This is a genomic window from Micromonospora sp. NPDC002717 (assembly GCF_040295705.1).
GTDB lineage: Bacteria > Actinomycetota > Actinomycetes > Mycobacteriales > Micromonosporaceae > Micromonospora.
The window spans coordinates 1-26338 of record NZ_JBEOVW010000050.1 but is presented as its reverse complement, the minus strand read 5'-3'; the positions used below and the strand labels follow the sequence as shown (position 1 = coordinate 26338).

The 26338-nt window shown below is 69.2% G+C and carries 22 protein-coding genes and 3 pseudogenes; 14 read left to right on the top strand and 11 right to left on the bottom strand.

Features of this window, described 5'->3' with window-relative positions:
* Positions 1-528, top strand: a pseudogene (locus ABT006_RS33495) (IS701 family transposase); the annotation flags it as partial.
* Here the strand turns inward: ABT006_RS33495 and ABT006_RS33490 are convergent.
* The 3 genes and pseudogenes from ABT006_RS33490 to ABT006_RS33480 form a co-directional block, all read right to left on the bottom strand.
* Entirely contained in the window at positions 504-941 is a 438-nt protein-coding gene (locus ABT006_RS33490; RefSeq protein ID WP_350712487.1) for a hypothetical protein, read from the bottom strand. The pseudogene ABT006_RS33495 and the gene ABT006_RS33490 overlap by 25 nt on opposite strands.
* An 88-nt stretch (positions 942-1029) precedes the next feature.
* Positions 1030-2082, bottom strand: coding sequence for a recombinase family protein (locus ABT006_RS33485; RefSeq protein WP_350712486.1), 1053 nt, complete (start codon positions 2080-2082; stop codon positions 1030-1032).
* A gap of 181 nt (positions 2083-2263) precedes the next feature.
* A pseudogene (locus ABT006_RS33480) lies at positions 2264-2464 on the bottom strand (DUF5372 family protein); the annotation flags it as partial.
* A gap of 2 nt (positions 2465-2466) precedes the next feature.
* On the opposite strand from ABT006_RS33480, the gene ABT006_RS33475 reads away from it, so the two are divergent.
* From ABT006_RS33475 to ABT006_RS33435, 9 genes are all read left to right on the top strand, one after another.
* Positions 2467-3369 carry a PrgI family protein gene (locus tag ABT006_RS33475; RefSeq protein WP_350712485.1) on the top strand — a complete coding sequence of 301 codons (903 nt, stop codon included), beginning with the start codon at positions 2467-2469 and terminating at the stop codon, positions 3367-3369.
* A 44-nt stretch (positions 3370-3413) separates the two neighbouring features.
* A complete protein-coding gene (locus ABT006_RS33470; protein ID WP_350712488.1) occupies positions 3414-5117 on the top strand; it encodes a VirB4 family type IV secretion system protein in 1704 nt (567 codons plus the stop codon).
* Entirely contained in the window at positions 5114-7582 is a 2469-nt protein-coding gene (locus ABT006_RS33465) for a type IV secretory system conjugative DNA transfer family protein (RefSeq protein ID WP_350712484.1), read from the top strand. Before ABT006_RS33470 ends, ABT006_RS33465 begins: the two co-directional genes overlap by 4 nt.
* A 209-nt stretch (positions 7583-7791) precedes the next feature.
* Positions 7792-8646 carry a replication-relaxation family protein gene (locus ABT006_RS33460; protein WP_350712483.1) on the top strand — a complete coding sequence of 285 codons (855 nt, stop codon included), beginning with the start codon at positions 7792-7794 and terminating at the stop codon, positions 8644-8646.
* Positions 8647-8954: 308 nt separating this feature from the next.
* On the top strand, positions 8955-9644 hold the full coding sequence (locus ABT006_RS33455) for a hypothetical protein (protein WP_350712482.1): 690 nt from the start codon (positions 8955-8957) through the stop codon (positions 9642-9644).
* 81 nt (positions 9645-9725) lie between these two features.
* Complete coding sequence (locus tag ABT006_RS33450; RefSeq protein WP_350712481.1) at positions 9726-10457, top strand: hypothetical protein; 732 nt, start codon at positions 9726-9728, stop codon at positions 10455-10457.
* Between the two features lie 370 nt (positions 10458-10827).
* Positions 10828-12033 (top strand): MarR family transcriptional regulator, encoded by a 1206-nt coding sequence (locus ABT006_RS33445; RefSeq protein ID WP_350712480.1) that lies wholly within the window; start codon positions 10828-10830, stop codon positions 12031-12033.
* Positions 12034-12107: 74 nt separating this feature from the next.
* Positions 12108-13097, top strand: coding sequence for a DUF932 domain-containing protein (locus tag ABT006_RS33440; protein WP_350712479.1), 990 nt, complete (start codon positions 12108-12110; stop codon positions 13095-13097).
* A gap of 362 nt (positions 13098-13459) precedes the next feature.
* Positions 13460-14482: a C40 family peptidase gene (locus ABT006_RS33435; protein ID WP_350712478.1), complete on the top strand. Its 1023-nt coding sequence runs from the start codon at positions 13460-13462 to the stop codon at positions 14480-14482.
* Positions 14483-14847: 365 nt separating this feature from the next.
* Here the strand turns inward: ABT006_RS33435 and ABT006_RS33430 are convergent, their stop codons facing one another.
* A complete protein-coding gene (locus tag ABT006_RS33430; RefSeq protein ID WP_350712477.1) occupies positions 14848-15510 on the bottom strand; it encodes a Type 1 glutamine amidotransferase-like domain-containing protein in 663 nt (220 codons plus the stop codon).
* Between the two features lie 315 nt (positions 15511-15825).
* Positions 15826-16422 carry a TetR family transcriptional regulator gene (locus ABT006_RS33425; RefSeq protein WP_350712476.1) on the bottom strand — a complete coding sequence of 199 codons (597 nt, stop codon included), beginning with the start codon at positions 16420-16422 and terminating at the stop codon, positions 15826-15828.
* Between the two features lie 84 nt (positions 16423-16506).
* Here ABT006_RS33425 and ABT006_RS33420 point away from each other — a divergent pair, with 84 nt between their 5' ends.
* Positions 16507-17664 (top strand): FAD-dependent monooxygenase, encoded by a 1158-nt coding sequence (locus ABT006_RS33420; RefSeq protein ID WP_350712475.1) that lies wholly within the window; start codon positions 16507-16509, stop codon positions 17662-17664.
* A 139-nt stretch (positions 17665-17803) separates the two neighbouring features.
* Here the strand turns inward: ABT006_RS33420 and ABT006_RS33415 are convergent, their stop codons facing one another.
* Entirely contained in the window at positions 17804-18370 is a 567-nt protein-coding gene (locus ABT006_RS33415) for a DinB family protein (RefSeq protein WP_502891056.1), read from the bottom strand.
* Between the two features lie 179 nt (positions 18371-18549).
* On the opposite strand from ABT006_RS33415, the gene ABT006_RS33410 reads away from it, so the two are divergent.
* Complete coding sequence (locus ABT006_RS33410) at positions 18550-19077, top strand: VOC family protein (RefSeq protein WP_350712473.1); 528 nt, start codon at positions 18550-18552, stop codon at positions 19075-19077.
* Positions 19078-19245: 168 nt separating this feature from the next.
* On the opposite strand, the gene ABT006_RS33405 is transcribed toward ABT006_RS33410, so the two are convergent.
* Positions 19246-19818 carry a GNAT family N-acetyltransferase gene (locus ABT006_RS33405; protein ID WP_350712472.1) on the bottom strand — a complete coding sequence of 191 codons (573 nt, stop codon included), beginning with the start codon at positions 19816-19818 and terminating at the stop codon, positions 19246-19248.
* A gap of 554 nt (positions 19819-20372) precedes the next feature.
* On the opposite strand from ABT006_RS33405, the gene ABT006_RS33400 reads away from it, so the two are divergent.
* Both ABT006_RS33400 and ABT006_RS33395 read left to right on the top strand, forming a co-directional pair.
* Complete coding sequence (locus ABT006_RS33400; protein ID WP_350712471.1) at positions 20373-20948, top strand: YcxB family protein; 576 nt, start codon at positions 20373-20375, stop codon at positions 20946-20948.
* Positions 20949-21505: 557 nt separating this feature from the next.
* On the top strand, positions 21506-22180 hold the full coding sequence (locus ABT006_RS33395) for a cytidylate kinase family protein (protein ID WP_350712470.1): 675 nt from the start codon (positions 21506-21508) through the stop codon (positions 22178-22180).
* A 7-nt stretch (positions 22181-22187) separates the two neighbouring features.
* On the opposite strand, the gene ABT006_RS33390 is transcribed toward ABT006_RS33395, so the two are convergent.
* From ABT006_RS33390 to ABT006_RS33380, 4 genes and pseudogenes are all read right to left on the bottom strand, one after another.
* Positions 22188-22355 carry a hypothetical protein gene (locus tag ABT006_RS33390; RefSeq protein WP_350712469.1) on the bottom strand — a complete coding sequence of 56 codons (168 nt, stop codon included), beginning with the start codon at positions 22353-22355 and terminating at the stop codon, positions 22188-22190.
* 68 nt (positions 22356-22423) lie between these two features.
* On the bottom strand, positions 22424-22711 hold the full coding sequence (locus ABT006_RS33385; RefSeq protein ID WP_466024989.1) for an integrase core domain-containing protein: 288 nt from the start codon (positions 22709-22711) through the stop codon (positions 22424-22426).
* Positions 22692-22817: pseudogene (locus tag ABT006_RS35205) on the bottom strand (IS30 family transposase); the annotation flags it as partial. The gene ABT006_RS33385 and the pseudogene ABT006_RS35205, both read right to left, overlap by 20 nt.
* Positions 22818-23172: 355 nt before the next feature.
* Positions 23173-25782 (bottom strand): DUF4132 domain-containing protein, encoded by a 2610-nt coding sequence (locus ABT006_RS33380; RefSeq protein ID WP_350712468.1) that lies wholly within the window; start codon positions 25780-25782, stop codon positions 23173-23175.
* Between the last annotated feature and the right edge of the window lie 556 nt (positions 25783-26338).

The window sequence follows — 26338 nt, the reverse complement described above, 5'->3', positions numbered from 1 at the left end:
TGGCAGCAGCACAGCTGCGGACCCGGGGCGAAAGGTCCCCGCGACTACCTGTGGGCCTGGATCACCATCGCCACCCGGCCGGATGAGCACCGGTGGCTGCTGATCCGCCGCAACCGGAGCACCGGTGAGCTGGCCTTCTACCTGTGCTGGTCACCCCGACCGGTCCCGCTGCACACCCTCGTCCGTGTCGCCGGTTCCCGCTGGAGCATCGAAGAGCTGTTTCAGACCGGCAAAGGCCAGGTCGGCCTGGACCACTACCAAGTCCGCGGCTGGACCGGCTGGCACCGCCACGTCACCCTGGCCATGCTCGCTCTCGCCGTCCTGACCATCCTCGCCGCCACCGCGCAGCAACCCAACGCCGACTCGGAGATCATCGCGTTGACCGTCGCCGAGATCCGCAGACTCCTCAACGCCCTCGTCCTCGCCGTGGCGCTCCCACCAGAGCACATCCTGCACTGGTCGATCTGGCGACGAACATCCCAATCCCGAGCCCGCCGATCCCACTACCAGCGCAGACAGGCCAGGTGACGTTGGAGTACTAGGAGAAGCGTCACATCGGCGACCAGTGTGCGCAGCAACCGCTTGCGATCGCGGTGACTGGTCGTCGGCGCATCCCACAACCGGGCAAGATCTGCGGCCAGGGCTTGCAAGGCGTCGTGGTCGGGCACCGCGGGCTTGACTGCGCGGGCGGTTGCCAGCGCGGCCTCGGCCTCGGCGAGGGCGACAAGTTTGACCTCCCACCGCGTTTCCAGCGTCCGCGCCACGAGCCGGTTGTCCGGTTCGACCTGGCTGAAGGCACGTTCGGCGCGGTCGGCTTCATACCGTGCGCGTTCGACGGCCAGTTCGGCGGCGCGGTGGCTGCGAACCTGCCGGTCGATCACCTCGTCGGCAGCGGCCAGGGCGACCTGGATCTGTTGCGGGGTAACGGTCTTCAGCAACAACGTCGCGACCGTGTCGTCAACCGTATCGGCGGTGACCGTGCGGCACCGGGTGGTGGGCTCGGCGCACTTGTAGGTGACCTTGCGGTCCTTAGCGGCTGTAGCGGGTGCCGACCCGGCCGCCGCAGGTGCCGCACAAGATGATGCCCTGACATAGGGCGGAGCCCTCCCGGACCGGCCGGGCACCGCGCTGGGTGTTGTTCGCGGCGAGCTTGGCCTCGGTGGTGAGGTACTCGGCCCAGGTCACGTATCCCTCGTGGTGGTCTTCGATGAGGACCGTCCACTCCTCGCGGGCCCGGCGCCGGTGGGTGGAGCGCACCGTGCCGTCGGGCAGCACCCGGCGCACCTCGCGGATCTTGCCGAACGTGTACACCCCCGCGTAGGTGGGGTTCTTCAACGCCTGCGCCACCCGGGCGTGGGTGAGCTTGCCCCACTTGATCGTCCCCGCCCACGCTCCGGCCCACGCCCTTTGCGGGAACAACCTGCCCGGCTCGTGGAACGCCCGGACCGTCTTCAACGCAGACCCTGTCCGATGGAACTCCGCGAACAGGTCCTCGACCGCGCGGCGGACCTGCTCGTCGGGGTCTTTGACGATCAAGCCCTCGTCGTCGTAGACGAACCCGACGGGCAGGGGATGGCGTAGTTCACCGCGGTGGGCCGCAGCCGCTTCGCCCCGTGCAACCCGCCGAGCAGGAAATGCATCTCGATTTCTGACATTTTGGCCCTTGAGGCCCAACAGAATCCGGTCGTTCACATTCGCCAGGTCGTACACGCCATCGGCGTCGATCAGCAGCGTGTCGGTCAGCCTCGCCAACTCCATCAGCCGGGTCAGGTCAGCGTTCGAGCGCCCGAATCGTGACACCTCCAGGCCGAACACCGCCCCGACCCCGCCCATGCACAACTTCGCGACGATCTCCCGGTAGCCGTCGCGTTCGGACCCGAACCGGCCCGACACACCCAGGTCGGCGTCGACGACGACGATCTGCTCGGCCAGCCACCCGAGTTCGGCGGCGGTCGTCGCCAGCCCGTATTGCCGGGCGGTGGACTCGGTGTTCTGCCGCACCTGCGCCATCGACGACTGCCGCAGGTACACGATCGCCAGCCTCGACAGATGACTCGAGGTGATCTTCGAGCTGGACGTCATCACTGCTTGCTCCGTGCAACAGCGATTCGACCATGTTCGCCACGACCATCACGGCCTGGCGAACGTCCCACCCGTTCATCTGTCCCCGTTCCCGGCCGCTCGGGCCACCACCGTTCACTTCAGCGTCGGGAGCCAGTTCATGGGAATCCGCCACAGCTAACGCTGGATCGATCTTGTCGATCAGCGTCCGCGCCGCCGACAAGCCCTCCACCGCCAGCCGATCCGATGCCGCCGCGACACCCCGGTCGGTCCAGTCCTGAGCCACCGTGATCCGCGGCCTCCCCTCGACCTCACACACGAAGAACAGACCATGCCGCTTGCGCTGCGTGAACAGCACAACCAAGCTCTGCCCCTTCAACGGATGGAACGGATGAGTGATCACCAATGAGTCCGAAGTACGACGAGACTGACGGGCCGTATACGGCACGGATTCCGGCCAACGTCAACGAGCCCGACCGTATCGCGTTCGGGCTGACGTTCCGGCAGCTCGGCATCATCGGCGGCGTCGGCCTGGCGGGGTTCGGTCTCTACCGCACGTTCGGGCCCCTGCTGCCGCCGGTGGTCTGGATCGTCGCCGGGGTCATCGTGATGGCCATCGCGATCGTGGTGGCGCTCGGCCGCCGTGACGGCCTGCCGCTGGACGTGTGGCTGCGGCACGGGTTCACGCTGTCCCGTAGTCCGCGCACGCTCGCGCCGGGTACGGCTCGGGCAAGCGCGGTCGCGGTCGTGGCCGCAAGGCCGAGCGTCCCGGCGCCGCTGCGCTCTCCGGTCACGGCGGTCAGCCCGACCGGCGTGCTCACCAGCGAGGGCAGCGACAAGGTCCTGATCGCCTGCGGCACCACGAACATCCACCTACGCACCGGCAGCGAGCAGGCAGCGCTGCTGGACGGGTTCGGTCGGTTCCTCAACAGCTTGACCGGGCCGGCGCAGATCGTCGTGGCCGCCCAGCGGCACGACCTGACCGCGTACGCGCAGGCGACGGTCGACCACGCGCCGCGCCTGCCGCATCCGGCGTTGCGGGCCGCCGCCGACGACTACGCCGAGTTCCTTCTCGACCTCGACAACGAGCGTGATCCGCTGCGCCGTCAGGTCCTCGCCGTCGTCACCGGGGAACACGCGGCAGACACCGCCGTGCGCGCGCTGTCCGGCCTCGGTGTCGAAGCCGCCGCACTCGACGGGCCGGCCGTCGCCTCCGCGCTGGCCGCCGCAGTAGACCCCTTCTCTCCCCCACCGCCTGGCCCTCGCGCGGTGCCCGGCGCCCCAATCACCCTACGGAGCACACCGTGAACCTGTTGAAGCCAAAGAAGAAGAGTGTCGCGGCCGGGGAAGGCATGCCTTCCCCGGCCGCGTTGTCGGTCACCCCGTCGCACGTACAGGTCGGCGACGGATACGCCGCCACCTACGCCGTCTGCGGCTATCCGGCCGAGGTTGGCCCCGCCTGGCTCGATCCGCTGCTGTCCTACCCCGGCCGGGTCGATGTCGCGGTGCACCTTGACCCGGTGTTGCCGCAGTTGGCCGCGCCGATGCTCAAACGCCAGCGTGCCCGACTCGAATCATCTCGGCGGTTGGACGCCGACCAGGGACGCTTGGGTGACCCGCTGGTGGAGGCGGCGGCGGCAGACGCGGCTGACCTCGCCGAACGCGTCGCCCGCGGCGCGGCGAAGCTGTTCGAGGTCGGCATCTACGTCACCATTCACGCTCGCGACCTCGACGAGCTGCGCACCGTCACCGCGGGCGTGAAGTCGGCCGCCGCCAGCGTTCTCCTCGATCTGCAGCCGGCCACGTTCCGCCACCAGCAGGGCTGGGTGGCCACGCTGCCGGTCGGCGTGGACCCGCTGCGGATGCGCCGCATCCTCGACACCACCGCCCTCGCGGCGGCGTTCCCCCTCGCCTCGGCGGACCTCGCCGCCCCCGCCCCCGGCGTCGTCGCCCCACCCGACGGCGTGCTGTACGGCGTCAACCCCACGTCCAACGGCGTGGTGGTCTGGAACCGGTGGGCGCAGGACAACCACAACAGCGTGGTCCTGGCGCGCAGCGGCGCGGGGAAGTCGTACTTCGTCAAGCTGGAGGTGCTGCGCAACCTGTACCAGGGCACGACCGTCAGCGTGATCGACCCGGAGGACGAGTACGCGCCCCTCGCCGAGCATGTCGGTGGCACGGTCGTGCAACTCGGCCAATCCGGTGTCCGCATCAACCCCTTGGACCTGCCCGCCGACAACCGGCCCGACGCCCTGACGCGGCGCGGGCTGTACCTACACACGCTGATCTCGGTCATGCTCGGGGCTGCTCCCCCGCCGGCCGAACGCGCCGCCCTCGATCGGGCCATCACCGCCACCTACGCCACGGCGGGGATCAACGGCGACCCGGCCACCTGGACCAGGCCCGCGCCGCTGTTGCGGGACCTGGCCGAGGTGCTGGCTGCTGACGACGACCCGGCCGCGGGGCAACTCGCCGCCCGGCTCGCCCCCTGGACGGTCGGGAACTTCGCCAGCCTGTTCGACGGGCCGACCACCACCACCCCGCGCGGGCATCTGGTGGTGTGGTCGCTGCGGCACCTGCCCGACGAGCTACGCACCGTGGGCACGCTGCTGGCCCTCGACTCGATCTGGTCGGGCATCGACACTGCGGCCACGGGCGCCCGCCGGCGGCGGCAGCTCGTCGTGGTGGACGAAGCGTGGCTGCTGATGCGCGACGGCGAAGGCAGCCGGTTTCTGTTCCGGATGGCCAAGGCGGCCCGCAAACGCGCGGCGGGTCTGTGCGTGATCACCCAGGACGCGGCCGACGTGCTGTCGACCGACCTCGGCCTCGCCGTGGTGTCCAATGCCGCGACCCAGGTGCTAATGCGCCAGAGCACGCAGTCCATCGACGCCGTTAGTGACGCGTTCAGCCTGACCGCTGGAGAGTCACGGCTGCTGCTGTCGGCGCCGCGCGGCGAGGGCTTGCTCGTCGCAGGCCGGAGCCGGATTCCGTTCCGCGCTGTCGGGTCGGCGGCCGAGCACCGGATCGCCGTGACCGGCATCGGGGAGGCCCGATGATGGCCACCGCGACCTGGCCCGCCGATGTCGGGCATTGGATCATCGCCCGGCCGTGGCTCGGCTTCATCGCCGCCGCCACGATCGTCGGTACGGTGTTCGGCCACGATCAGGTGCTCGCCTGGCGGCACCGGTGGTTCGCGACCGGTGCGCGGTGGTTGACCATCGCCGCCCCGCCGCAGGTCACCGCCGAGGCCGCCGCCGCTTTCTGGACCACCCTCGTCGGCGTGCTGACGCCCTCGGTGTGGCGCCGGCGAGTGTTCGGCTACCCGCACGTCGGCTGGGAATACACCTGGACCGGGCGTGCCCTGACCATTCGGGTGTGGGTACCCGGCACGGTGCCGCCGGGCGCGGTCGAAGCCGCCGTCCGGGCAGCCTGGCCCGCCGCGACCATGACCACCGCCGACGCCGCCGCGCCGATCCCGCACACCATCGCCGAGGAGGTGGGTGGGGCGCACTGGCCGCAGCACACCGACGTGCTGCCGCTGCGCAGCGAGCACGACGCCGACCCGCTGCGGGCGCTGCTCGCCGCCGGGGCCGAGGTACGCCACCGTGAACACGCGTGCGTGCAGATCCTCGCCCGCCCGGCACCCGCTCGCCGCGTCCGTGCGGCGAGGCGGGCGGCGGCGAGCACCAGCAGCCATCCCCACGGGCGGCCCGATGTGGCCACCCGCGCCGTCGCGGGCGCGACGAGGCTGGCCATCGAACCGCTGCTGTGGCTTCTTGATGTCTTCACGCCCGGCTCGTCCCGACCGCACACCCCGGCGGGCTCCACCGCGGGGCGGACGGCCGCGCGGGACCCGGTGGCCGCCGCCGACGCTCGCACGGTCGTGAACAAGGCCGTGCGGGTGCCCCACTTCGAGATCGCGGTCCGGTTCGCCGTGGCGGCCGACACTGGCACAACACCACCGGACGCGCAGCGGGCCGCGCACATCCGCACACGCCTCATCGAGCTTCGGCACACCATCGCCGCGGCCGCCGCGGCGTACACCGGCCCGAACCAGCTACGACGCATGAAGGTGCCGCGACCGGTCGCCACGATCGCCGCACGGCGGCTGCGGCGTGGCTTCCTGGCCACCGTGCCGGAGCTCGCGGCCCTCGCCGCGCTGCCGCAGGACCTCGCGGTGCCGGGCCTCAATCGGGCGCGGGCCAAGGCCGTGCCGGCGCCGGTGCAGGTGCCGGCCGGCGGCCGAGGCGTGAAGGTGCTCGGCCGGTCGCAGATCGGTCACCACAGCGTCGGCCTGACCGTCACCGACGCCCGCCAACATGTGCACGTGGTCGGCAAGACCGGCGTCGGTAAGAGCACGCTGCTGCTGAACATGATCCTCAGCGACATCAAGTCCGGCCGTGGAACGGTGGTCATCGACCCGCGTGGTGACCTCATCACCGACATTCTCGACCGGCTGCCCGCCTCCCACGGCACAAGGATCGTGATCATTGATCCCGACCAGGAGAACCCGGGCTGTTTCAACCCTCTCGACGATCAGGGTGATCCGCATCTGGCCGTGGACAACCTCGTCGGGATCTTCGCCAAGATTTTTCAAGGCCAGTGGGGTCCGCGGATGGACGACACCATGCGCGTCGCCTGTCTCACGCTGATGCGGCACGCCAAACCGACCTTGAGTCTGGTTCCGTCGCTGTTGCAGGACCGGGAGTTTCGGGCCAGGTTCACCCACGGCCTGGACGACCCGGACGGGCTCGGCGGGTTCTGGCTCTGGTACGACGGCATCAACGAGCAGTTCCGGGGCCAGGTCATCGCGCCTGTCCTCGCCCGGCTGCGGGCCTTCCTGCTTCGTGATTTCGTGAAATCGGTGATCGGCAACGCCCATTCGTCGTTTGACATGGGCCGTGTCCTCGACGGCGGAGTCCTGCTGTGCCGGCTGCCCAAGGGCGTCCTCGGCGAGGAGACCAGCCGCATCCTCGGCTCGATGATCGTCGCCAGGGTGTGGCAGGCCGCCATCGCGCGGGCCACCATTCCCGAGGACCAGCGTAGGGACGCCTGCCTTTACATCGATGAGTGCCAGAACTTCCTCACCTTGCCGGGCAGTGTCGGGGACATGCTGGCCGAGGCCCGCGGGTTCCGGCTCGGGCTGGTGCTCGCGCACCAGGACTTGGCGCAGCTACCCAAGGACCTGGCTGCGGCGGTGTCGGCCAACGCGCGGACGAAGCTGTTCTTCACCGTCGACCCGGCTGACGCCAGGGAGCTGTCCCGGCACACCACACCGGAGCTGGACGAGCACGACCTCGCCCACCTCGACGTCTACACCGCTGCCGCCCGGCTGCTGGTCGGCAACCGGGAGCTGCCCGCGTTCACCTTCACCACCAACCCGCCGGCCCGGGTCGTGGGTGAGGCGACCGCGATCCGGCAGGAGTGCGCCGCCATCCACCGCCGCGCTGATGGTGAGCCGCCGATGCAGCAGCTCGCCCGCACGGCGATGCGCCGGCGCATGCACTCCCCCGACCGCTGACCACTCGGGTCGTGCGTTCGGGGGCTCGGCTGGGTGCGGCATCGGGGGCTCGTTTGGGGGTGTCCGCGACACGAGGCCCCAGACGAGCCCTCCGCACCCACCCTGTCAGGTGCCTGACCTGTCCAAACTCGCCCGACAACAGGACCGAACGCGAGATCGACTTATCCCGACTCCCTACGGGACTCTCTCTCCACGGGGTGAAACCACCTATGCCGCAATCGCGCTCCGCTGGGCTGCTGGCCATCTATCCCCACATCACCAGCCGTGACCGCCTGCTGCTCCAACTCCTCGACGACCACCACGTCCTCACCACCGACCAGATCCACCGCATCCTGTTCCACGCCCGCCGTACCTGTCAGATCCGCCTCGGCGAGCTTGCCGCCCTGGACCTGCTGGACCGGTTCCGGTTCGCCCGCGACGGCGGCGGCAGCCAACCATGGCACTGGACCCTCGGTCACAACGGGCACCGGTTCCAAGCCGCCGCCCACCAACGCCCCGAACCCACCCTCCGCACGAGCCGGCAGACCGTGCAGCGACTGTCGGCGAACCCACACCTGACGCACCTGCTCACAACAAACGAGTTCTTCGTCCAGCTCACCGCGCACGCCCGCCACCACCCCGCGGCGCGGCTGGACCGGTGGTGGTCCGAGTCGCTGACCACCAAGCAGTACCGGACCATCACCGCCGATGGGCACGGCCTGTGGAGCGTCGACGACACCACAGTGGGGTTCTTCCTGGAAGCCGACACCGGCACCGAACCCCTGGGCCGGGTGGTGGCCAAGCTCGACCGGTACGCGCAGCTGATCCGCCGCGGCGGCCCCCGCTACCCGGTGCTGTTCTGGCTCGGCAGCCACCACCGCGAGGAACACCTCCACCAGCTCCTGCACTCCCGGCGCGGCGATGTCCCGGTCGCGACCGCCACCCACACCAGCGACCCTGCCGAAGCGGTCTGGCTCCCGGTCGGCGCCACCGGTCGGGTCCGGCTCGCCGAACTGCCCAGCGACCACGGCCAGCCCGTGGCGGACAACCCGAACTACGACGACGACGGGGACTTCGTCCTCTGACAGACCCTGACAGGCGCACGGCGAGTTCTGTCACCGCAGGTCACAGGCATGATCGCAGTTCCTGACAGGGCGGGTGCTGTCAGGTCACGACGCTACGGTGCAGCTTCCTCTTTGCTCGCACCGCCGCCCGTCTGTTCCTCCTCGGATCTGCCCGCGCCAGCGGGATCACCCGCAGCCCACCCCATGCGGTCGGCTCGTGATCCACGCCCCGCGCCTTCACGGCAGCTTCCCGGCTCAGACGCCGCGCTCGGTGGCACCACCCCACACCCATTTCATGCCCGCCCTTGTCGCGAAGGGAGCACGCCATCATGCCCAAGTCGCTCACCGATCTGGTCGTCACCGTCTGCTTCGCCCCCGGCGAAGACGCCGACTGGTTCGCCGCCTCGGAGAAGGTCCACGACCTCCTGCACGTCAGCGGCACCCCGGCTCGCCGCTACCGCGTCCGCCACCGCCGCCTCATCGGCTGGCTGACCCGGTTCCTCGGCTACTACCTGCTCGATGCCGCCCGACGCTTCGGCGCGGTCACCCTGGCCGCCGGAGGCCGCAAGAGCCGTCTCGACCTGACCGGCACCGCCGCCAAGGCCGCCAACGACGCCGCACTGCGCTGGCGGGCCTGGAACACCCACATCAACGCCAGCACCAAGCCCGCCCGCCCCTGGGAGGACTACCTCGCCCAGCACCACGCCGACCCGGCCAAGGTCACCCTGGACGAGGCCCGCCGCCGCTTCGAGCAACAGCCCCGCGTCCTGGCGATGCTCGCCGGATCCTTCGACCCCTACGAGCTGTCCGTCTACCAGGCCGGCGAAGCCACCTACGTCGGGCTCTACTGGCGCATCGCGCTGATCGGCGACGCGCTGATCACCACCGACGGCCGCCTCCTCGCCCCAGCCAGCGACTCCGTCGCAGACCAGTTCCGCTTCCTCAACGAGGCATGCGCCTACGTGCGCAGCCTGCGCTCCAACGCACGACTGTGCGCCGTCACAGTTTCCTCCGCCTGAGACACACCGAGGGCCGGTCGTAGTCCCACTGCGACCGGTCCTCGGCATGTCCGCCCCCGACGCCCGCCAAGGAGAATCCCGATGTTCCTGACCGATCCGGCGCTGCGGCGCATCGCCGCCGACACCAACGACGTCCTACCCGAGCACCTGTGGCGCCACGACACCGCCGCCCTCGACGCCCTCGGCGACCTCGCCCGCGTCCTGCACAAGACCGCCCGCGAGTTCACCGACAGCACCACCAGCCTCGGCCAGGCCCTCGTCCGGGTGGGTGTGCTTGCCGAAACGGCCCGGCAGGGGCTGGCCGCCCGCGCCGACCTGCACATGGCCGGCTACCACCAGGCGCTCACCGACGCGCTCGTCGCCCGCGAGCGGCACATCGTGCTCGGGGCCGCACTCGTCACCGCCTACCGTGCCTGGCGCAACCACCGGTCGATCGGCGACGGCGACGAGCGGCATCTGCTCCTGCGGCGCGGCGACCCGTCGCGTGGCGTGGCGACGCTGCGGCTCAAAGATTCGCGCACCTGGCTGGTGATACCCGACGCCGAGGCCGCCAGTGCCTTCGATATCCCGTACCCTGATCGCGTCGTCGGCGAGGTCACCGAGACCGACCAGAGGTGGGCGCCGACCGCGTACACCGACCCGCGGCGTTGCCAGATCCACTCCGGGATGGCGTACCCGCTGCCGGTGTGTGACGACCTGGCCTCGGCCTGCCGGTCGCTGCTGCGCTGGTGGCACCTGCGCCATTCCGACGCCTGGGGTAGCCGCACCCCCACCCAGCTCACCCCGGCGGAACTCGCTCACCTCGCCAGTTAGAAGCGGCACCTCGACGCGGTCTGGTCAATCGGTCGCCCTCGCGGCCAACCACACCCTCGACCAGCACGCCTCCGATCCCATCCCCGCCGCCGCGCACCTTTCTGACGCCGGGATCTACCGCGACCTCGCCGAGTGCGGGCGCTACATCCTGCGAACCGCGGCCGACGAGTTTGCCGTCTTTGGCCACTAACCCTTTCGGCTGCATCCCGCAGCACCGAGGCCACCGGGCCGCAATCCAGCAGCACCGAGCACGGCAGCGCACCGTTTCACGCGCCTGCCGCGCGGACCGCTGCCCGCGAACCGGCGCACCACCGCCCGGCACATCACCGTGCCCGGCATTCCCAACCCACGTTCCCAAGGAGGGAACTCGATGGAGAACCTGTCCCTGACGCCTGCCACGCGGGCCGTCCTCGACGCCCTGACCGAGATCGGTCAGGGCAACGTCCACGAGCTGGCCGACAAGGCCGGCAAGGCCCGGTCGACGACCGACAAGGCGATCAAGACCCTGGCCGACGCCGGTGTGATCGTCGCGGTGAGCACCGATGCCGACCCGGCCGAGGGCACGCCGACCCGGTGGTCCCTGGCAACCCTGGCAGAGGCCACCGATGCTGTGCCGAACGACGTCGCCGACGTCGGCGACGAGCACACGGCCGGCGCGGACGAGACCGAGCATCTCGACGGCCCGGACCTAGACAACGCGGCCGACGAGCCGGACACCGGCGACACCGAGCCGGCCGACCGGCCCGGCAACGAGACCGACCGGGACGACGACAGCGACGAGGGCTCAGACGACGAGGACGACGGCGAGGACGACGAGGGTCGGACGGTCACCGTTGCGCAGCCGACGCGTCCCGGCGACCGCAAGGTCATGGCCATCAAGGGCGTCTTGGCCGACCACGGCGACGACGGCGCAACGCTCGACGTAATCGTGGCCGAAAGCGGCATCGGGCACCCGACCGCTACCCGGCTGCTGACCGCAATGGAGCAGGCCGACGCCGCGCGCCGCCTGCCCGGCCTGCCGGAACGGTGGACCCCGGGTCCGACCAAGGCCAGCGAGGTCGACCCCAACCCGGAGCCGCCCCGCTGCCCGCTCTGCCTCCAGGTCAACCGAAGTTTGGCGACCGCGCCGAGCGCCACGGCGACGGTGCTGCCGCTGATCCGTCCGGACGGCACGCTGCACGTCGTCGGCCCGGACGGTGAGACCCACGTCGTCACCCTGCCCACCCGCACCACCGGCCGCGCGACGGGCGTTGCCAGGAGCGTGGGCCGGCGCGGCGACGTCACCGTCAACGCCGATGGCAGCCAGCCGTTCGGCCGGGGCGAGCTGGAGAAGCTGACTCTTGACGTGTTGGCCGCCAACCCCGGTAAGGCGATGACCCCGCAGGACATCGCCACCGTCATCAGCGGGCAGCTCGGCCGCGTGGTCAGCTCCGGGGCGGTGCGGAACAACTGCACCAAGGCCGCCGCTGCGGGCCGCATCCTCTTGGTTTCCGACACTCCGTTGACCTTCGCCTACCCGGCGCCGGCCGACGCCGGCAGCACCGAGCAGGGCGGCAACGCCGCCGAGCAGTCCTGACCCACGAATCCCTGTCCCACTGCGGGGGCCGGGCCGTGTGCTCGGCCCCTGCGGCACATCGAGAGGAGAACCCCGTGCCGCACGAACTGGAGACGTTCGCGGACGGAACGACCGCCTTCGCCAGCGCCCGCCTGTCGGCCTGGCACCAGCTGGGCACCGTCACCCAGGACACGATGAAGGCCGAGGAGATCATGGCCGCCGCCCGCCTCGGCGACTGGGGCGTCCGCACCATCCCCACCGTCGGCGTCGACCTCGTCGACGGCGTCGAGGTGCAGGTCCCCGCCGACGACAAGCGAATGACCGTGCGCCGCAACCCGGTCACCGGTGAGACGGAGTACCTGGGCATCGTCGGTACCGACTACACCGTGGTCCAGAACGAGCAGTGCGCCGAGATGCTGGATCGCCTCGTGGATCAGGTGGGCGGCGCCCACTTCGAGACCGCCGGCAGCCTGCGCCGAGGCAAGAGCGTGTTCGTCACTTTGAAGCTCCCGGACGCGATGGAAATCGGCGGGGTGGACCGCATGGACATCTACCTGATCGGCACCACGTCGCATGACGGCACCGCCGCGCTGCGGGTGGACGCCAGCCCGATCCGGGTGGTGTGCGCGAACACCCAACGCGCCGCCTTCGCGAACGCGGTCGGGCACTACACGTTCCGGCACACCTCCAACGTCAACTCCCAGATCAGCCAGGCCCGCGAAGCCCTCGGCCTGATGTGGAAGTACATGGAGACCTTCGAGAAAGCCGCCGAACGGATGCTCCAGACCGAGCTGACCATGCGCGAGTTCGAGAACGTCGTCGCGCAGGTGTGGCCGGTCAAGGACAACGCCTCCGAGCAGACCCGCAACAACGCCAAGCAGCGGCTCGGCACGCTTAAGTACCTGATCCGCGAGGCCGACACCCAGAAAGCCATCACCGGCAGCCGGTGGGCCGGATTCCAGGCCATCACCGAGTACCTCGACCACTACCAGCCCGCCAAGAACGAGATCGCCCGCGCCAACCGGGTGCTGACCGGCAACGTCGGCGACCTGAAGCTGGCCGCCTTCGACCTGCTCAAGGTCTGACCACCCTCGTCCACACCCCCCGGGGCGGCGGTCACCCGTGCCGCCGCCCCGGCCCGCAAACAGGAAGAGACACGCCCCATGGCACAGCCGGGCACGACCAGGTGGCGATCAAACCGGGCGGGCAGCCAATGAGCGCCCATATCCGCTACCCCCTTACCACTACGCCTCGGACGCCGCCAGCTACCGAGGCGTCGCCGCCACCCGCTGTTCGAGGCCAGCGATCTGATCGCCGACTTCCTCCGTAAGGCCCACGGGCTGCTGCGGCTCATCCACGTCCTCTAACCCGTATCCCCAATTCACCCCCTGCCGGCCGCGCACTCGCGCGTAGACCGGCCTTTTTGTTTGCACGAAAGGTAACCACCATGGCCAAGGCAATCATCGGCATCGTCACCGTCGTCATCGTCGCCTGCTTCGGCCTGCCCATGTTGCTGTTGTCGTCCGTCCTCGGCGGAGGCGCCGGCGGATGCGGCATCGCCGCCGCACCCGCCGTACGCCCCTCCGGCCAGCCACCCGACACCAGCACCTGGGACACCGAGCAGCTCGACATCGCCGCGACCATCATCGACGCCGGCGTCGCTAAGGGCGTGTCCCGCTGGGGCTGGGTCGTCGGCGTCGCCACCGCCATGCAGGAATCCGGCCTACGAGACCTGCCGTTCCTCGGCGACCGCAACGACCACGACTCGATCGGGGTGTTCCAGCAACGCCCGAGCCAGGGCTGGGGCACCGTCGAGCAGTTGTCCGATCCCGCCTACCAAGCGGGCAAGTTCTTCGACAAGCTCCTGACCATCCCCGGCTGGGAGACGATGCCGCTCACCCAAGCCGCCCAGGCGGTACAGATCTCCGCCTTCCCAGACGCGTACACCAAGTGGACCAACGACGCCCTGCACGTGGTGGAGCAGCTGACCAGCACCCTCGCCGACTGCACCACCAACGCGCTCGCCGCCCTCCCAGCCGGGTTCGCACTACCCGCCAGCACCCCACCCGCCGTGACCACCGCCATCCTCTGGGCCGTGAACCAGCTCGGCACGCCCTACTACTTCGGCGGAACCTGCACCGACCCACACTCCGGTGACCCCGACAAGCAATGCGACTGCTCGTCGCTGATGCAGTCGGCGTACCGGGCGGCCGGCATCTCAATCCCCCGCATCACCACCCACCAGGCCAACGCCGGGAAGCCCGTGGCTGACCCGGCGCTCATGCTGCCCGGCGACCTCGTCCTCATCCCCGGCAGCAAAGGCACCATGGCCAACCCGCGCCACGTCGGCATGTACCTCGGTGAAGGGCTCATCATCCAAGCCCCGAAGACCGGCGACGTTGTCAAGATCACTCGGCTGAGTAGTTGGATCACCCGGATCGCAGCAATTCGCCGCATCGTTGCACCTTGATCGGCGTACGTTCTCAGCCTCGATCCCGCTTGGCGCCGAGTCGCAATGTCAAAATCGCGACGAGCGGATCACGGCAGAAGCGCGCGTCTGACCAGGGCCGAGGTGCGACCAGTGGCGAAGCCGGAAAAGAACCGCTACGAATCCGGCACCCCTGACCCGCGGCCGGCACCGCTGTTCGCGTGCGCGCTCATCAGCACGTCCAGACATCGGCGACCGGCGCCGACGTCACCTTCGGTGACGAGCGCTTCGCGGCAGATCCGGATGGCCGCAACGCAGGCGACCTGCGACATGGGCGGGCGCTCTCGGAAGTGCTGCAAGTCGACGGGGTCACGTCCAAACGACGCGACGTCACGGATGCCGGGCGGCTACGACCCGAACTTCTTCCATTTCCCTTCAGAGACCACCTCGACGGAGCCGTCGACGACCTTGATGGCCGTCTGCTCATCGATGGCGTAGGCCGGGACACCGATTTCGGCGGCCCACCGCTCTGCGTCGGCCAGGGTGTTCGTGGGGAAAGCGTCCAGGTGCGGGAAGATCGAGAAGTCGACGACTCCCAGGGTGCGGTCGTCCGGCGCGGACGGCCACTGGACGAAGTACGTTCCGATCCGGGGCGTCATCACCATGCTTCCGGCACTCACCCCCACCCAGACCGCGTCGGGCAGCGATGGCAACAGATCGGCCAGCCCGGACTCCCGCATCCAGTGGCACAGGTACGTCGCGTCGCCGCCGTCGACCAGGAGTACGTCGGCCTCCCGAACCCAGGGGACCCATCGCTCCGCGCCGATGGTGGGCAGTGCGGTGAGCTCGAGGACACCGAGCGACGCCCAACCCAGGCCGGACAGGTACTGAAACATGGGCTCGGCGGCTACGAAACCCCGCACCGATTTCGGACCGCACATCGGGTGACCCCACTGTGCTGTCGGGACGCAGAGGGCGTGGCACTCGGCGATCGGCTTGCCGAGGAGCTGCACGAGCGCCGAGTGGATGCTTGGGTTCGTGACGCCGCCTGACGTAAGCAAGAGCTTCAAGGTGCCTCCAAATTCGCGCGCGAAAGGTGGATATGCCTGAAGACCCGGCACCGTGCTGGAACTCATCGGAGGTCGGGCAACCTTTTCAGAGTTCCCTCAGGTCGCCGAGTGCGATTGCCCATTAATCCTCCACCCGGTCCCACCCCCGCACAACACGTGCACCCGACCGACGCACGCAGGATGCGCATGTCGCGGCGACCGCTCATCGGCACGTCCGGATGCTTGCATCCGTGAGCCGACTATCTTGCGTGACGAGCGCTTCGCGGCAGGTCCGGATGATGGTTGGCGGCGGGTGTCTGGTCGCGCGGGATCGAGTCAGGAAGTGACGGCTTGGGAGCCGTCGATCAGTGCGGCCATGGTGCGGCGGATGCGGCCATCCGCCGCCGGGTCGGTTCCGTCGGTGAGTGCGACGTGGTGGAGCACGCCGACCACGGCCAGAGCCAGCGCCTCGGTGTCGGTGCCTGCAGGTATCCGTTCGAGTTGTTGTTCGGCGACCAGGTATTCGACGGCTGCGCGTTCGAGTGGGCGCAGTGCGGCGGTTCCGTTGCCCAGCACCGCTTCGACGTCTGCCGCCAACGCCGGCCGAGAGGCGATCAGCCGGATGATGGCCAGCAGGGTGATCAACGGGGTCGCGAGGACTGTCTCGCTGAGGTTCGCGGCGACCGTGCCGGTGCCAACGCGCCCGGGTAGGCCGGCCGCAGCGCCGGCGATCTGGAAGCTCCGGTCGACCGCGTAGCCGACCAGGAAGTCGTCGAAGTTCGCGAAGTGGGCGAACAGCAGCCCCGTGGCGACGCCGGCCTCGCGGGTCACGGCTCGGCTGGTGAGCTGGCTGGGGCCTTCTGCGGCGATCACGCGTTCCGCGGCAGCGAACAGGTGCTGCCGAGGTTCGGCGATGGCGACTCCGCGTGGCATGCCCCGAAGTCTAAATCATGTTGCGCCGATATGAGCATGTGCTCATACTGTTTGAGCAGTTGCTCATTCTGGCCGGGGGTGCGGATGAAACGAGCGGTGATCGTCGGTGCCGGTATAGCCGGTCTCGCCACGGCCCTACGACTGACCCTGGACGGATGGCACACGCTCGTCGTGGAACGCGCCCCGGCCCGGCGCAGCGGTGGCTACCTGGTGAACCTGCTCGGCGCGGGCTACGACGCCGCCGAGCGGCTCGGGCTGATCCCCGCCCTCTCCGACCGCGCGTTGGGCCTGTTCACTACCGTGCTGGTCCGAGCGGACGGGAGGCCGAAGCTCACGGTGCCCTCAGCCGTCGCCGAGGCCACACTGGGCCCCCGCACCATGACGGTGTTCCGAGGCGACCTCGAGACCGCACTGTACGAAGAGGTACGCGACCACGCCGAGATCCGCTTCGGCACCACCGTCTCCACCATCAACCAGGAGGCCGACCAGGTAGGGATCAGGCTCAGCAACGGCACCACCGAGGACGCCGACCTGCTCATCGGCGCCGACGGCGTTCACTCCGCGACCCGGACTGCGATGTTCGGCCCCGATCATCGCGTCGACCTGCCGTACGTCGTGGCCGCGTTCCCGATTACGCATCCGGTAGCGGCCGTACCCGAGTCGTCCGCCACGACCTTCATCGGCCCAGGCCGCACGGCGGCAATCATCAACCTGGGCCCGCAACGGTCCTCGGCCTTCTTCACGTACCGCTGCGCGAACCCAGGGCGGGAGCTGGAACGCGGACCGGTGGACGCGCTTCGCGCAGCGTTCGGAGACCTGGCCGCGGGCGTACCCGAGGTGATCCGTCACCTGGAGACCGACCCGGCCGGCGCCTACTTCGACCGAATCAGCCAGGTGGATGTGCCACGATGGAGCACCGGCCGGACCGTGCTCCTCGGCGACGCGGCCTGGTGCGTCACCCTCTTCGCCGGACACGGCGCGGCCCTAGCACTCGCCGGCGCCGACCAGCTCGGCACCGCCCTACAGCGACACGGCCACGACATCCCCTCCGCTCTCGCGGAATGGGAGACCGGCCTACGCCCCGAGATCGTCAAGCGGCAGGCGCTCGCCCGCCGCGGCATGTACCAGTACGCGCCACCGAGCCGGTTCCACGTCTGGATGAACGACGCCATAATCCGAGCGATCACCCTCCCCGGCATCCGCGGCCTCGTCCGGCGCGGCATCGAGCGACAGAACCGCTGAAAGCGACCCGAAGATAAGGCATGAGGGCTGCGATGCGCTCATCGGCAATTCCGGATGCATGCACCCGTGAACTGGTTACCTTGCGTGACGAGCGCTTCGCGGCATGCGCGTGCACCAGATCGGTACGACTACCGGGACGTCAGAGGTGACCTCGGCTGCCTTTCCATAGATAGAGGTCCCGCAGCAGCGATATCTCGGCGCCGTGGTGAATGACCTCGCGGTGGACGTGCAGGATGAGCCTCGCGATCGGTGCGCCCGCGTACTCCGGCGGTGAGATGGTGCCTTGCGGCTGAGCTAATCCGGCTGCGCCGAGGTGGCGGACATCGCGGATCCACGCATCGTGCCCATCGTCGAGCTGGCGCAGTGCCGCCTCGGCGGTGCCCGCGTAGGCGACGGCCCGGTGACCAGCAAGCGAGCCATCGAAGTGGGGTGCGGTGGGTGGCCCGAACACGTCAATGAGGTGCGCCAGCCGCCAGGCGATCGTGGTGACCGGCGCGCGGTCGTGGGGCGGGCTGGCGTAGTCCAAGGTGAATTCGCCTGCGCCGATCGACGTCGGCGCAGAACTCTGGCCGCGCCGGTTTAGAGTCCAGGAGCCGGGGACCGGCTGCCAGAAGTACTCGTCATCGGTCAGCCCGTCCAGCCGTGGCCGAAGCTGATGCTGCCAGTGCCACTCAAGTTGGTCGACCAACTCCGCGTTCCAGTCCACATCCACGGCGCGACAGTAGAGATTGACAGGCGACCCAATCAAACCTACGACGAGAACGTCAGGACCCGAAGCCCTACACAACGGCACTTCCCGGTCCGGACCAGTCGTCGACAGCCGCGACGAGCGGAATGCGGCAGATCCGGACGACCGTGGGCGACCTCGCGAAGTAAGGTCGTGAGATGGTGCCCGTGACTCGGCTGGACCACGCCGTCATTGCTGTCTCGGATTGGCGGGTCTCCACCGACTTCTATCGTGATGTCGTCGGTGCTGAGGTGATCAGCGTTGGCGGCGACCGCGTTGCGTTCCGAGTCGGTCCCAACCAGTTGAACGTTCATGGGCCGGGTGTCGACCTTGCGGACAACGTTGCCCGTCTCCCCGTTCGCCCGGGGAACAGTGACATCTGCTTCGTCTGGGAGGGGCCGATCGAGGAGGCGGTGGCACACCTGCGACAGCACGATGTCGAGGTGGAAACAGGACCTGTTCCGCGATTCGGTGCCGGCGGGACAGGGACGAGCGTCTACTTTCGCGATCCTGATGGAAGCCTGCTCGAGTTCATCTCCTACGAGGCGTCCCCGCGGCGGGCCAGCCCCGACCCGGCCGACCCCGACAGGCCAGCAGGCGGCCGTCCAGGCGTTGCCGATGCCCCACGCTCGTCACGGACCACATCTTCGCGCAGAAGCCGCAGGCCCGAACCTGGCTCAGCATGATCAGACATCCGCTCATCGGCAGATCGGCATGATGGGGCTGAGCTGGCTGGGTGGCGCTACATTGCGCTCGGCTCTCGGATCTTGGCAAGAGAGTGCCCTGTGCCGGCCCCTCCAACCAGCGGGACGAAGCGCCCGGAGGCCGGGCGCCCTCTCGCGAGCGAGGAGGACTTAGCGGGCGGGAACCGGCTCGGACGACGGCCGCCACTCCCGCCCGATCAGCCCGTAAACCCACGAGTCCGAGACCTCGCCGTTCACGACGCAGTCTTCCCGCAACGTCCCTTCACGCACGAATCCGAGCTTCTCCAGGACGCGGGCAGATGCCGCGTTGCGCGTATCGGTCTCGGCCTGGACTCGATTCAGGTCCAGCGTGTCGAATGCCCACCGCAGCAGAACGCGTGCGGCCTCCGTCGCGTAGCCCTGGCCCCACGCGGCATCGTCGAAGCAGTAGCCCAGCGACGCGCTGCGGTAGTCCGGATTCCACCGGGTCAAACTGCACCAGCCGATGAACGCCCCGTCGGAAACCCGGTCCACCGCCAGCCGCGTCCCGGTGCCTTCCTCTGCCATCTGCCGGCAAGCCGTGATGAACCGCTCGGCGCGCACGCGTTCGCTCCACGGCGGCGCGTCCCAGTAGCGCAGCACGTAGGCACTGCTGTGCAGCGCGAAGAGGCCGTTCGCATCCGCGTCGTTGAAGGGACGCAGTCGCAGCCGAGCGGTGTGCAGCGTGGGGGTGGGCAGCGACATACGCGTCATCTTGCCTCCCATACTGGTGGCCGATCAACCAAACATCCGATGCCGGCCACTCGCAACGGGCTTTCTCGGCAGACAGGGGACGGGCAGAACGACGTGCCCGCTCATCGGCACGTCCGTACGCGGACCGCAGAGGCTTGTCGTGATGCTGAGTAATGCGCTAATCGCTGAAGAGCGGATGCGTCTGACCATCCCTAACGTCTCCGAGTTGTGGCGGCTGCACTGCCCAGACACATTGGCCTTGGGCGTACGGCGCCCGGGCCTGCCGCGATGCGCTCGTCACGCAAGGTAACCAGCTCACGGGTGCATGCATCCGGACGTGCCGAAAAGCGGATACCCGAGCCCTGGGTGCATCGGACTGTCGCTGTCATGCGCGGACCCCATCTGGCCTGCTCGCTGCGGAGCACGCTGGGCAGCAACAGCTCACCGCCATGCCCTGGCCACTTTGGCCAAGTCGGCCGACGGGGAACGGGAGCGGTTCCGTCCAACGGAGACCGCAACTGTGGCCGCGAGCCACGCCACGACCCGTCACGCTAAGGTGCTGATCTATGCTGCCCGCGCGCGCCACGATCCGTCCGATTCAGCTTGCCTACACCCTGACGGATGACGATCTGCGCGACAGTATCGCAGCTCAGCAGCACCGCCTATGGGGTCGTTGGCTGGTTCCCGTCCTCGCGGTCGCCGCACTAGGCGCCGCCATCATGGGATTCATCTCCGCCGAGATTTGGGAACTGTCGGCGGGTGCCGCCGCCATTGCTTTGGCCATCGCGCTGGCGGTGACAGCCGTCATCGCAGGGGTCGCCATCCTGCTGCTCCGCCTCCTCACCGCAGCGATCTATCGCTGGCAGGCTCGACTCCTCGTACGCGGGAACCCCTGGCTGTCCCAGCCCGTCCACGCCACGGCGACCGATGCCGGCATCCATCTCCGCACCAGCACCGGGGATGCCACGACCGCCTGGTCGCACTATCCCTACTACATCGAGACCAACCGGTCGTTTGTTTTGCTGGCGTCGAAGGGCATCGGCGCAATGTCAGTGGTGCTGCCGAAACGTGGGCTGGTCGAGGCGGATCCATCGCAACTGCGCGCGGTGCTCGCCACCCACGCCCACGAACGTCCTCGGTGACACGTTGGGGCGGGGCGCCGACTGCTGGCGCCGTCACACTCGGCTGGCCGATTCAGGGGAGAGCGTGGGGGCATCGGCGTGAGGCCCCGACATAATCCATCATGGACCGACCACCGAGTTACGAGCCGTCCCTCAGGTGCTTAGATCATCGCACCAGATCGGGTCCGGCGACGAATGCGTACGGTCCCGCGGCGACGTCATCGAACACCACGCCACCTATGAAGAACTACGTGAAGAAATCCAGCAACGTCGCACCCGGGCACTTGCGTTCGCCGGCGCCGCGATCGCGCTGCCACCGATCCTCGTCCACCTGTGGTGGCGGATTCGCCGCAGGCCGGCACCGACGGCACACTGACTCCACGCTCCCCCACCCTGATCGCGGCATGACCGGTCACGCTATGCCGAGCGACCAGCGCCGGCATGACCATCCGTGTGCGACCGAAGCCGCTTCCACATGCGGCAACCTTGCTCACTCGGACAGTGGCGCGTGCGAAGAGCCTGGCGCGCATAAGGTCGGCTCGACATGGCAACCTTCGCGAGACTAGGACGGATAGGACATGGACCAAGGCACCCGCGACGAGTTGCTCGGCCGCCTGGCTGAGGCAGTCGGGTCCGCCACAGTCGCACACCCAACGCGGGTTGCCATCGACGGACCGCCCGCCGCAGGCAAGACCACCCTCGCCGACGAACTGGCCGTCGCCTTGCGCATGCAGGGCCGCGACGTCATCCGCGCAACAATCGACGATTTCCTCTTCCCACGGGCACAGCGCTATCCACGCGGCGAGTACTCGGCCGAAGGCTGCTACTTCGACACCCACGACTACGACGCGCTGAACCGGGTTCTGCTCGATCCGCTCGGCCCAGGCGGAGATCGACGCTTCCAACACGCGGTCTACGACCGTACCGCGGATACTGCCCTGTCCCCGCCGGTCACGACTGCCCCCGCCGACGCCGTGCTGGTCTTCGACGGCGTCTTCCTCATGCGCCCGGAACTGATTGATCGGTGGGACCTGCGCATCTTCGTGTCGACCGCGCTCGAGACGACCGTGGATCGTGCAGTCATCCGAGAGCGCCGGGTGTCATCTCGGGCCGAAGTCGAACGGCGCTGGCGCGAGCGTTACATCCCCTCCCAACAGTTCTACTTCGCTACGGTCCGCCCAACCGATCACGTCGACATCATCGTGCACAACGACGAGCCCCAGCAGCCGGTCTGGGAGACCCAAAAACACTGACCACGCTTTAGTAGGGCAGCCGCCATTCGGGATCATGGTCGAAATTCGAGGCCGAGCCGTCGTTTGTGGTGGGCTCGTCGGGCTTGGCCCTTTTGACGCCGGCGACCGCAAGAACGGTGACCAGCCCGACGCCGAGCCACGCCCAGCCACGGTCTGGTCCGACCAACGCCTCCACCGCGCCGGTCGTCGTGGGATTCGGCACGAGCAGGGCCGGCCCAGGATCTCGTAGCGGCCCGACTGAGATCAGCGCACCCCAACACCGGGAATCGCCAGTCGCAGACGGAGTGCCGGCGATGCCGGTTGTAGAAGTCGGGTGATCCAGGTGGCGATCTTCAGCCGGGCCTCGGTGCGGGTGCGGAAGTGGCGGCGGTGTACGTACTCGACCTTGATGGTGGAGAAGGTGGCCTCGGCGACGGCGTTGTCGAAGCATGATCCGACCCGCCCCATCGACTGGCGTACCTTCCATCGGGCGCAGGCTCGGGCGAAGTCGGCCGAGGTGTACCTCCCGGGTTCAAGGGGTCGTCGCAACACCGCTTGTTTGGATTGAGAGTAGGTGATCGTTGCGGGCTTCTGCGGGAGTTCGCCATCCGAGTGTCTTGCGGGGGCGGCTGTTGAGCGCGTGAGCGACGGTCACCAAGATCGGCGTACCGGACCGGGTGCGGGCAGTCGTCAAAGCCCGCGAGGCCGGACTCGTCACCGAGGGCTGAGGCCTGGCCAACTGGGCTTGTGCCGACCGGACGGCGTGGGCGGCGGCGGTGGCATCGGTTTTGCCCTGGCGGCGCCAGGCTGCCGGTCCGTCAGGTTGACCTCCACGGCGGTGATGATCTGCCAATGCAACAGTCGAGTCAGGGCCACAGCGTAGGATCCGGTGCCTTCCACCTCCACGCGGCACAACACGCCGAAGCCACGCGCCCGGGCCGGAGCCGGTGGAGGGTCACGATGCGGGGCACCGACCCGCGCAGGTGGACGGATGCGAGCCGTGGCCTGGTAGGTCAAGACACGAGTCCGTCAAGATCGGACAAGATCTCCGAGGCGGTCACCGGGTGCAGGACGCCGAATGTGGCGGCACTGCCGTGTAGGCCGTCGTCGTCGCGGTTGCCGCGCAGCCACACCCGTTCCAGGACCTGATCGGGTTCGTGTGTGATGGCGCCGATGGGGATGCCCGGGTTGAGATCGATGACCACGGTGCGGCCACCGGGCAGGCGGTGCTCGATCGCGTTCTGGTAGCCCTGGTTCTCGGGCAGATCGCGCCGCCAGCCCCGCCGCTCGAGCCCGAGCAGCCGCCCGGTGGGGACCTTCAGGCCAGCGAACCTGTCCAGCGTACTGGACACACGCTCGTCCGCGCCGAGGCTGCTCACTTCCCGTGCCAACTGCCGGAACGGCTGCACGAGTTCGTAGTCAGCAAACAGCTGCGCCCAAGCGGGCAGGCTGTCGCCGAGTTCCACCGGGTGCACCACCCGGACGACGGCCTCGCCCGGCAGGTGCACCATGTCGTCGTCAATGTCGGCGAGGCTGCGGTCCTCGGCGACGCGCAGCCCGCCGATCAGCGCGCCGGTGTCGTCGTAGCGGCCCCAGACGAGGCGGCGCACGATGTGCCACAGCAGCGGGTGCCCGACGAGCAGCCGGTTGAAGTCCTCGGCCTTCCAGCGGCGGCGGCTCACCATCGCCTGCTCCAGCCGGCGGATGCTGTCGGCGGCGACGACGCGCACGTCCTTCTTCAGGGCGGTGAAGCGCTGGTAGGCGGCCGGGGCCAGGTGCGGATCGTCTGCCGCGCCGGGTTTGGGCAGGTCCTTGCGCCGTCTGCCGTCGGCGCCGGCGACATACGGCCTGAGCTGCTCGTCGAACCCGACCACAAACCGGCGGTTGCCGTAGTCGAGGCTGAGGCTGCCGTCGTCGGCCAGACCGAAGTCGGGTACCAGCCGGTCGGCCAGCTGCTGCGAGGTCAGGCCGCGCTGCTCGGCGACCTCGTCCAGCTTCTGCTTGGCGCGTTGCTTCAAACCGCTGAACTTCACCTTCTCCGCGATGCCGTGCAGGTGCATCAGCGCCACGTCGGAGCCGATGGCGGCCAGCACGTCCAGGCCGTGCACCGCGCGGGCATGGCCGTTCTCCCCCGGCCACACCCGGATCAGCGGGGTCAGCGCGCGCACTGTGGTGTCGTCGCCCAGCAGGCCCAGCGAGTGCAGCACCCAGCGCTCCTCCGCCGGGTAGCCGGCGGCCCGCCAACACTCGAACAGCGACCATGCGAACCCTGCCAGGCTGGGCCCGTCGCAGGCGACCTTGACCAGCTCGACTCCGGCGTAGACGTCGCCCGGCTGCGAGATCGCCAGCATCGTCAGCACGTGCCGGACGGCCTCGTCTGGCAGGACGCGCGGCTCGTCGCGCAGCCGGATCGGTGCGAGCTCGTCGGGTGCTGCCCAGCCGGGCAGCACCGGCATGGTGGCGGGCAGCGCGTCCAGCGGATCGGACGATACGAGCTCCGCGATCGCGGCAGCCGCGTCAGGGCCGTATCCGGCGGCCGCCGTCAGCACGGCCTCGTGGCTGCCCGACGCCAGCACGCGCAGCGCCTGCTCCGCGCGCTCCCGGGCCGGACCCGGCCGGCCGAGTGCCGGCGGGATCAGTGCCCGCGCCGCGGCTTCGGGGTGCCGCGACAGCCACGCCAGAACGGTCGGCCGCAGCGACTTCAGCCGCGCCAGCCATTCGGCCATCTGCGCTGCCAGTTTCGGGCTGGCGAACGGCAGAAGCCAGGGCACGACCTGGGCGGGGCCGTGCCGGGCTGCGTCGAGCGCCATCGGCAGCGCCGCGAGCTGGAAGCGGGCCAGCACGGCGGGCATCCAGTCTGCGGCGTCCCACACGTGGTCAGTGCGCCAGTGTTCGATCACCGGCTCGGCGGCTTCCTGCGGGCCCGCGGTGAACAGTGAGATCTCGTGGTGCTCGAAGACGTAGCCGTCGCTGCGGACACCGGCGACGTGCTCGGCGACACTCGTCCAGTTCGTCTGGGGGTCGTTCGCCCACGACACGTACTTGGACGGCGTGGCCTGCCAGGCGGCGCGCTCGCCCGGCCGCCAGGTCACGCTCGGTTCGTCGCTGCACACCAGACCGTCGACGACGACCGGGTCGCGGGTCCGGCGGGGGCGCGACCACGGCGGGTCGACCAGCACCTCAGGCAGCGCCTCTGCAGGTGCGACCGCGTTGCTCGAGTTGTCGGCCCTACCCGGCCCGGCCGGAGCCGGCTGGAGATGAGCGGGTTCCTGCGTGTCATGTGTGGTCGCGTCCGGTAGCTCGGCTGAAGGCATCGCCTGCGCTCGTGTCTCCTGGTCCGGGACGGGAGCGGGCCGGGCGGCGGCTGTCGCGGTCGGCTGGCCGACTGCCGGTGCGGGCACGGCGGTGACAGTGCCCTCGGTATAGCCCTTGCGGAGCTTCTCGGCGACCAGCTTGCGCATGGCCGCGGTTGCCGCCTCGGCAGTGTCGAACTCCTTCACCTGCGCCTGGCCAGTGGAGCCGAGCCGCCCGAAGCGGATGCTCAGCTCGGCACCGTCCTGGCTGACCTGCCAGAACTTCGCCGAGCCGGCACCGATGCAGGTGAGTAGGTGTTGCTTGGCCATTGTGGGTCCCGAACGCTCTGTCTGACGATCGCCAGCATGGTGGTGGCGATGGCACGATTCCCGCACCGACCGCTGATCTTGCTGGCTGCTTGGCGACACCGTAGCCGTTGGGACTGACAGCGTGGCGTTCTGACCGGCCGCGGCCAGTCTGCGAGATGGTCGCGCTGCTGGCCGCTCGGGCGCGGTCGCTGGACCAGGCCCGGGCCGGCCGGCAGGGGAAGAAGACGATCGCTAGGTAGCCGACGGACGTCAGCTGCACGTCGTGCCGGAGCCGACCACTTGTGCGAGATCTGGACCGTGCTGTGCGCCTCTGGATCTGGCATGTCATCTTCGTCGACGGCACGATCGCGTCCGCCGGACTGCACCGTTGACCCGCTGGTCGCTCACATGAGGGCGCGATCTCCAGGTCGTTCAGCCCGCGCCAGGCGCGACGCCTGGCTGGGCAGGCGAGGACTTATCGACTAGGGCGTGTCTCCTGGATCTTGAGTGCAGGTTCGGCTATCCACGTCTGTCGTGAGTGGGCGGTTTGAGCTGACGGATGTCGAGTACGCGCGGA

What these genes read in the sequence shown, in the direction of transcription:
- ABT006_RS33485 (WP_350712486.1), bottom strand. Translation starts at nt 2,082, where the DNA reads ATGACGTCCAGCTCGAAGATCACCTCGAGTCATCTGTCGAGGCTGGCG.
- ABT006_RS33475 (WP_350712485.1), top strand. Translation starts at nt 2,467, where the DNA reads ATGAGTCCGAAGTACGACGAGACTGACGGGCCGTATACGGCACGGATT.
- ABT006_RS33470 (WP_350712488.1), top strand. Translation starts at nt 3,414, where the DNA reads ATGCCTTCCCCGGCCGCGTTGTCGGTCACCCCGTCGCACGTACAGGTC.
- ABT006_RS33465 (WP_350712484.1), top strand. Translation starts at nt 5,114, where the DNA reads ATGATGGCCACCGCGACCTGGCCCGCCGATGTCGGGCATTGGATCATC.
- ABT006_RS33460 (WP_350712483.1), top strand. Translation starts at nt 7,792, where the DNA reads ATGCCGCAATCGCGCTCCGCTGGGCTGCTGGCCATCTATCCCCACATC.
- ABT006_RS33455 (WP_350712482.1), top strand. Translation starts at nt 8,955, where the DNA reads ATGCCCAAGTCGCTCACCGATCTGGTCGTCACCGTCTGCTTCGCCCCC.
- ABT006_RS33450 (WP_350712481.1), top strand. Translation starts at nt 9,726, where the DNA reads ATGTTCCTGACCGATCCGGCGCTGCGGCGCATCGCCGCCGACACCAAC.
- ABT006_RS33445 (WP_350712480.1), top strand. Translation starts at nt 10,828, where the DNA reads ATGGAGAACCTGTCCCTGACGCCTGCCACGCGGGCCGTCCTCGACGCC.
- ABT006_RS33435 (WP_350712478.1), top strand. Translation starts at nt 13,460, where the DNA reads ATGGCCAAGGCAATCATCGGCATCGTCACCGTCGTCATCGTCGCCTGC.
- ABT006_RS33425 (WP_350712476.1), bottom strand. Translation starts at nt 16,422, where the DNA reads ATGCCACGCGGAGTCGCCATCGCCGAACCTCGGCAGCACCTGTTCGCT.
- ABT006_RS33420 (WP_350712475.1), top strand. Translation starts at nt 16,507, where the DNA reads ATGAAACGAGCGGTGATCGTCGGTGCCGGTATAGCCGGTCTCGCCACG.
- ABT006_RS33410 (WP_350712473.1), top strand. Translation starts at nt 18,550, where the DNA reads ATGGTGCCCGTGACTCGGCTGGACCACGCCGTCATTGCTGTCTCGGAT.
- ABT006_RS33405 (WP_350712472.1), bottom strand. Translation starts at nt 19,818, where the DNA reads ATGTCGCTGCCCACCCCCACGCTGCACACCGCTCGGCTGCGACTGCGT.
- ABT006_RS33400 (WP_350712471.1), top strand. Translation starts at nt 20,373, where the DNA reads ATGCTGCCCGCGCGCGCCACGATCCGTCCGATTCAGCTTGCCTACACC.
- ABT006_RS33395 (WP_350712470.1), top strand. Translation starts at nt 21,506, where the DNA reads ATGGACCAAGGCACCCGCGACGAGTTGCTCGGCCGCCTGGCTGAGGCA.
- ABT006_RS33380 (WP_350712468.1), bottom strand. Translation starts at nt 25,782, where the DNA reads ATGGCCAAGCAACACCTACTCACCTGCATCGGTGCCGGCTCGGCGAAG.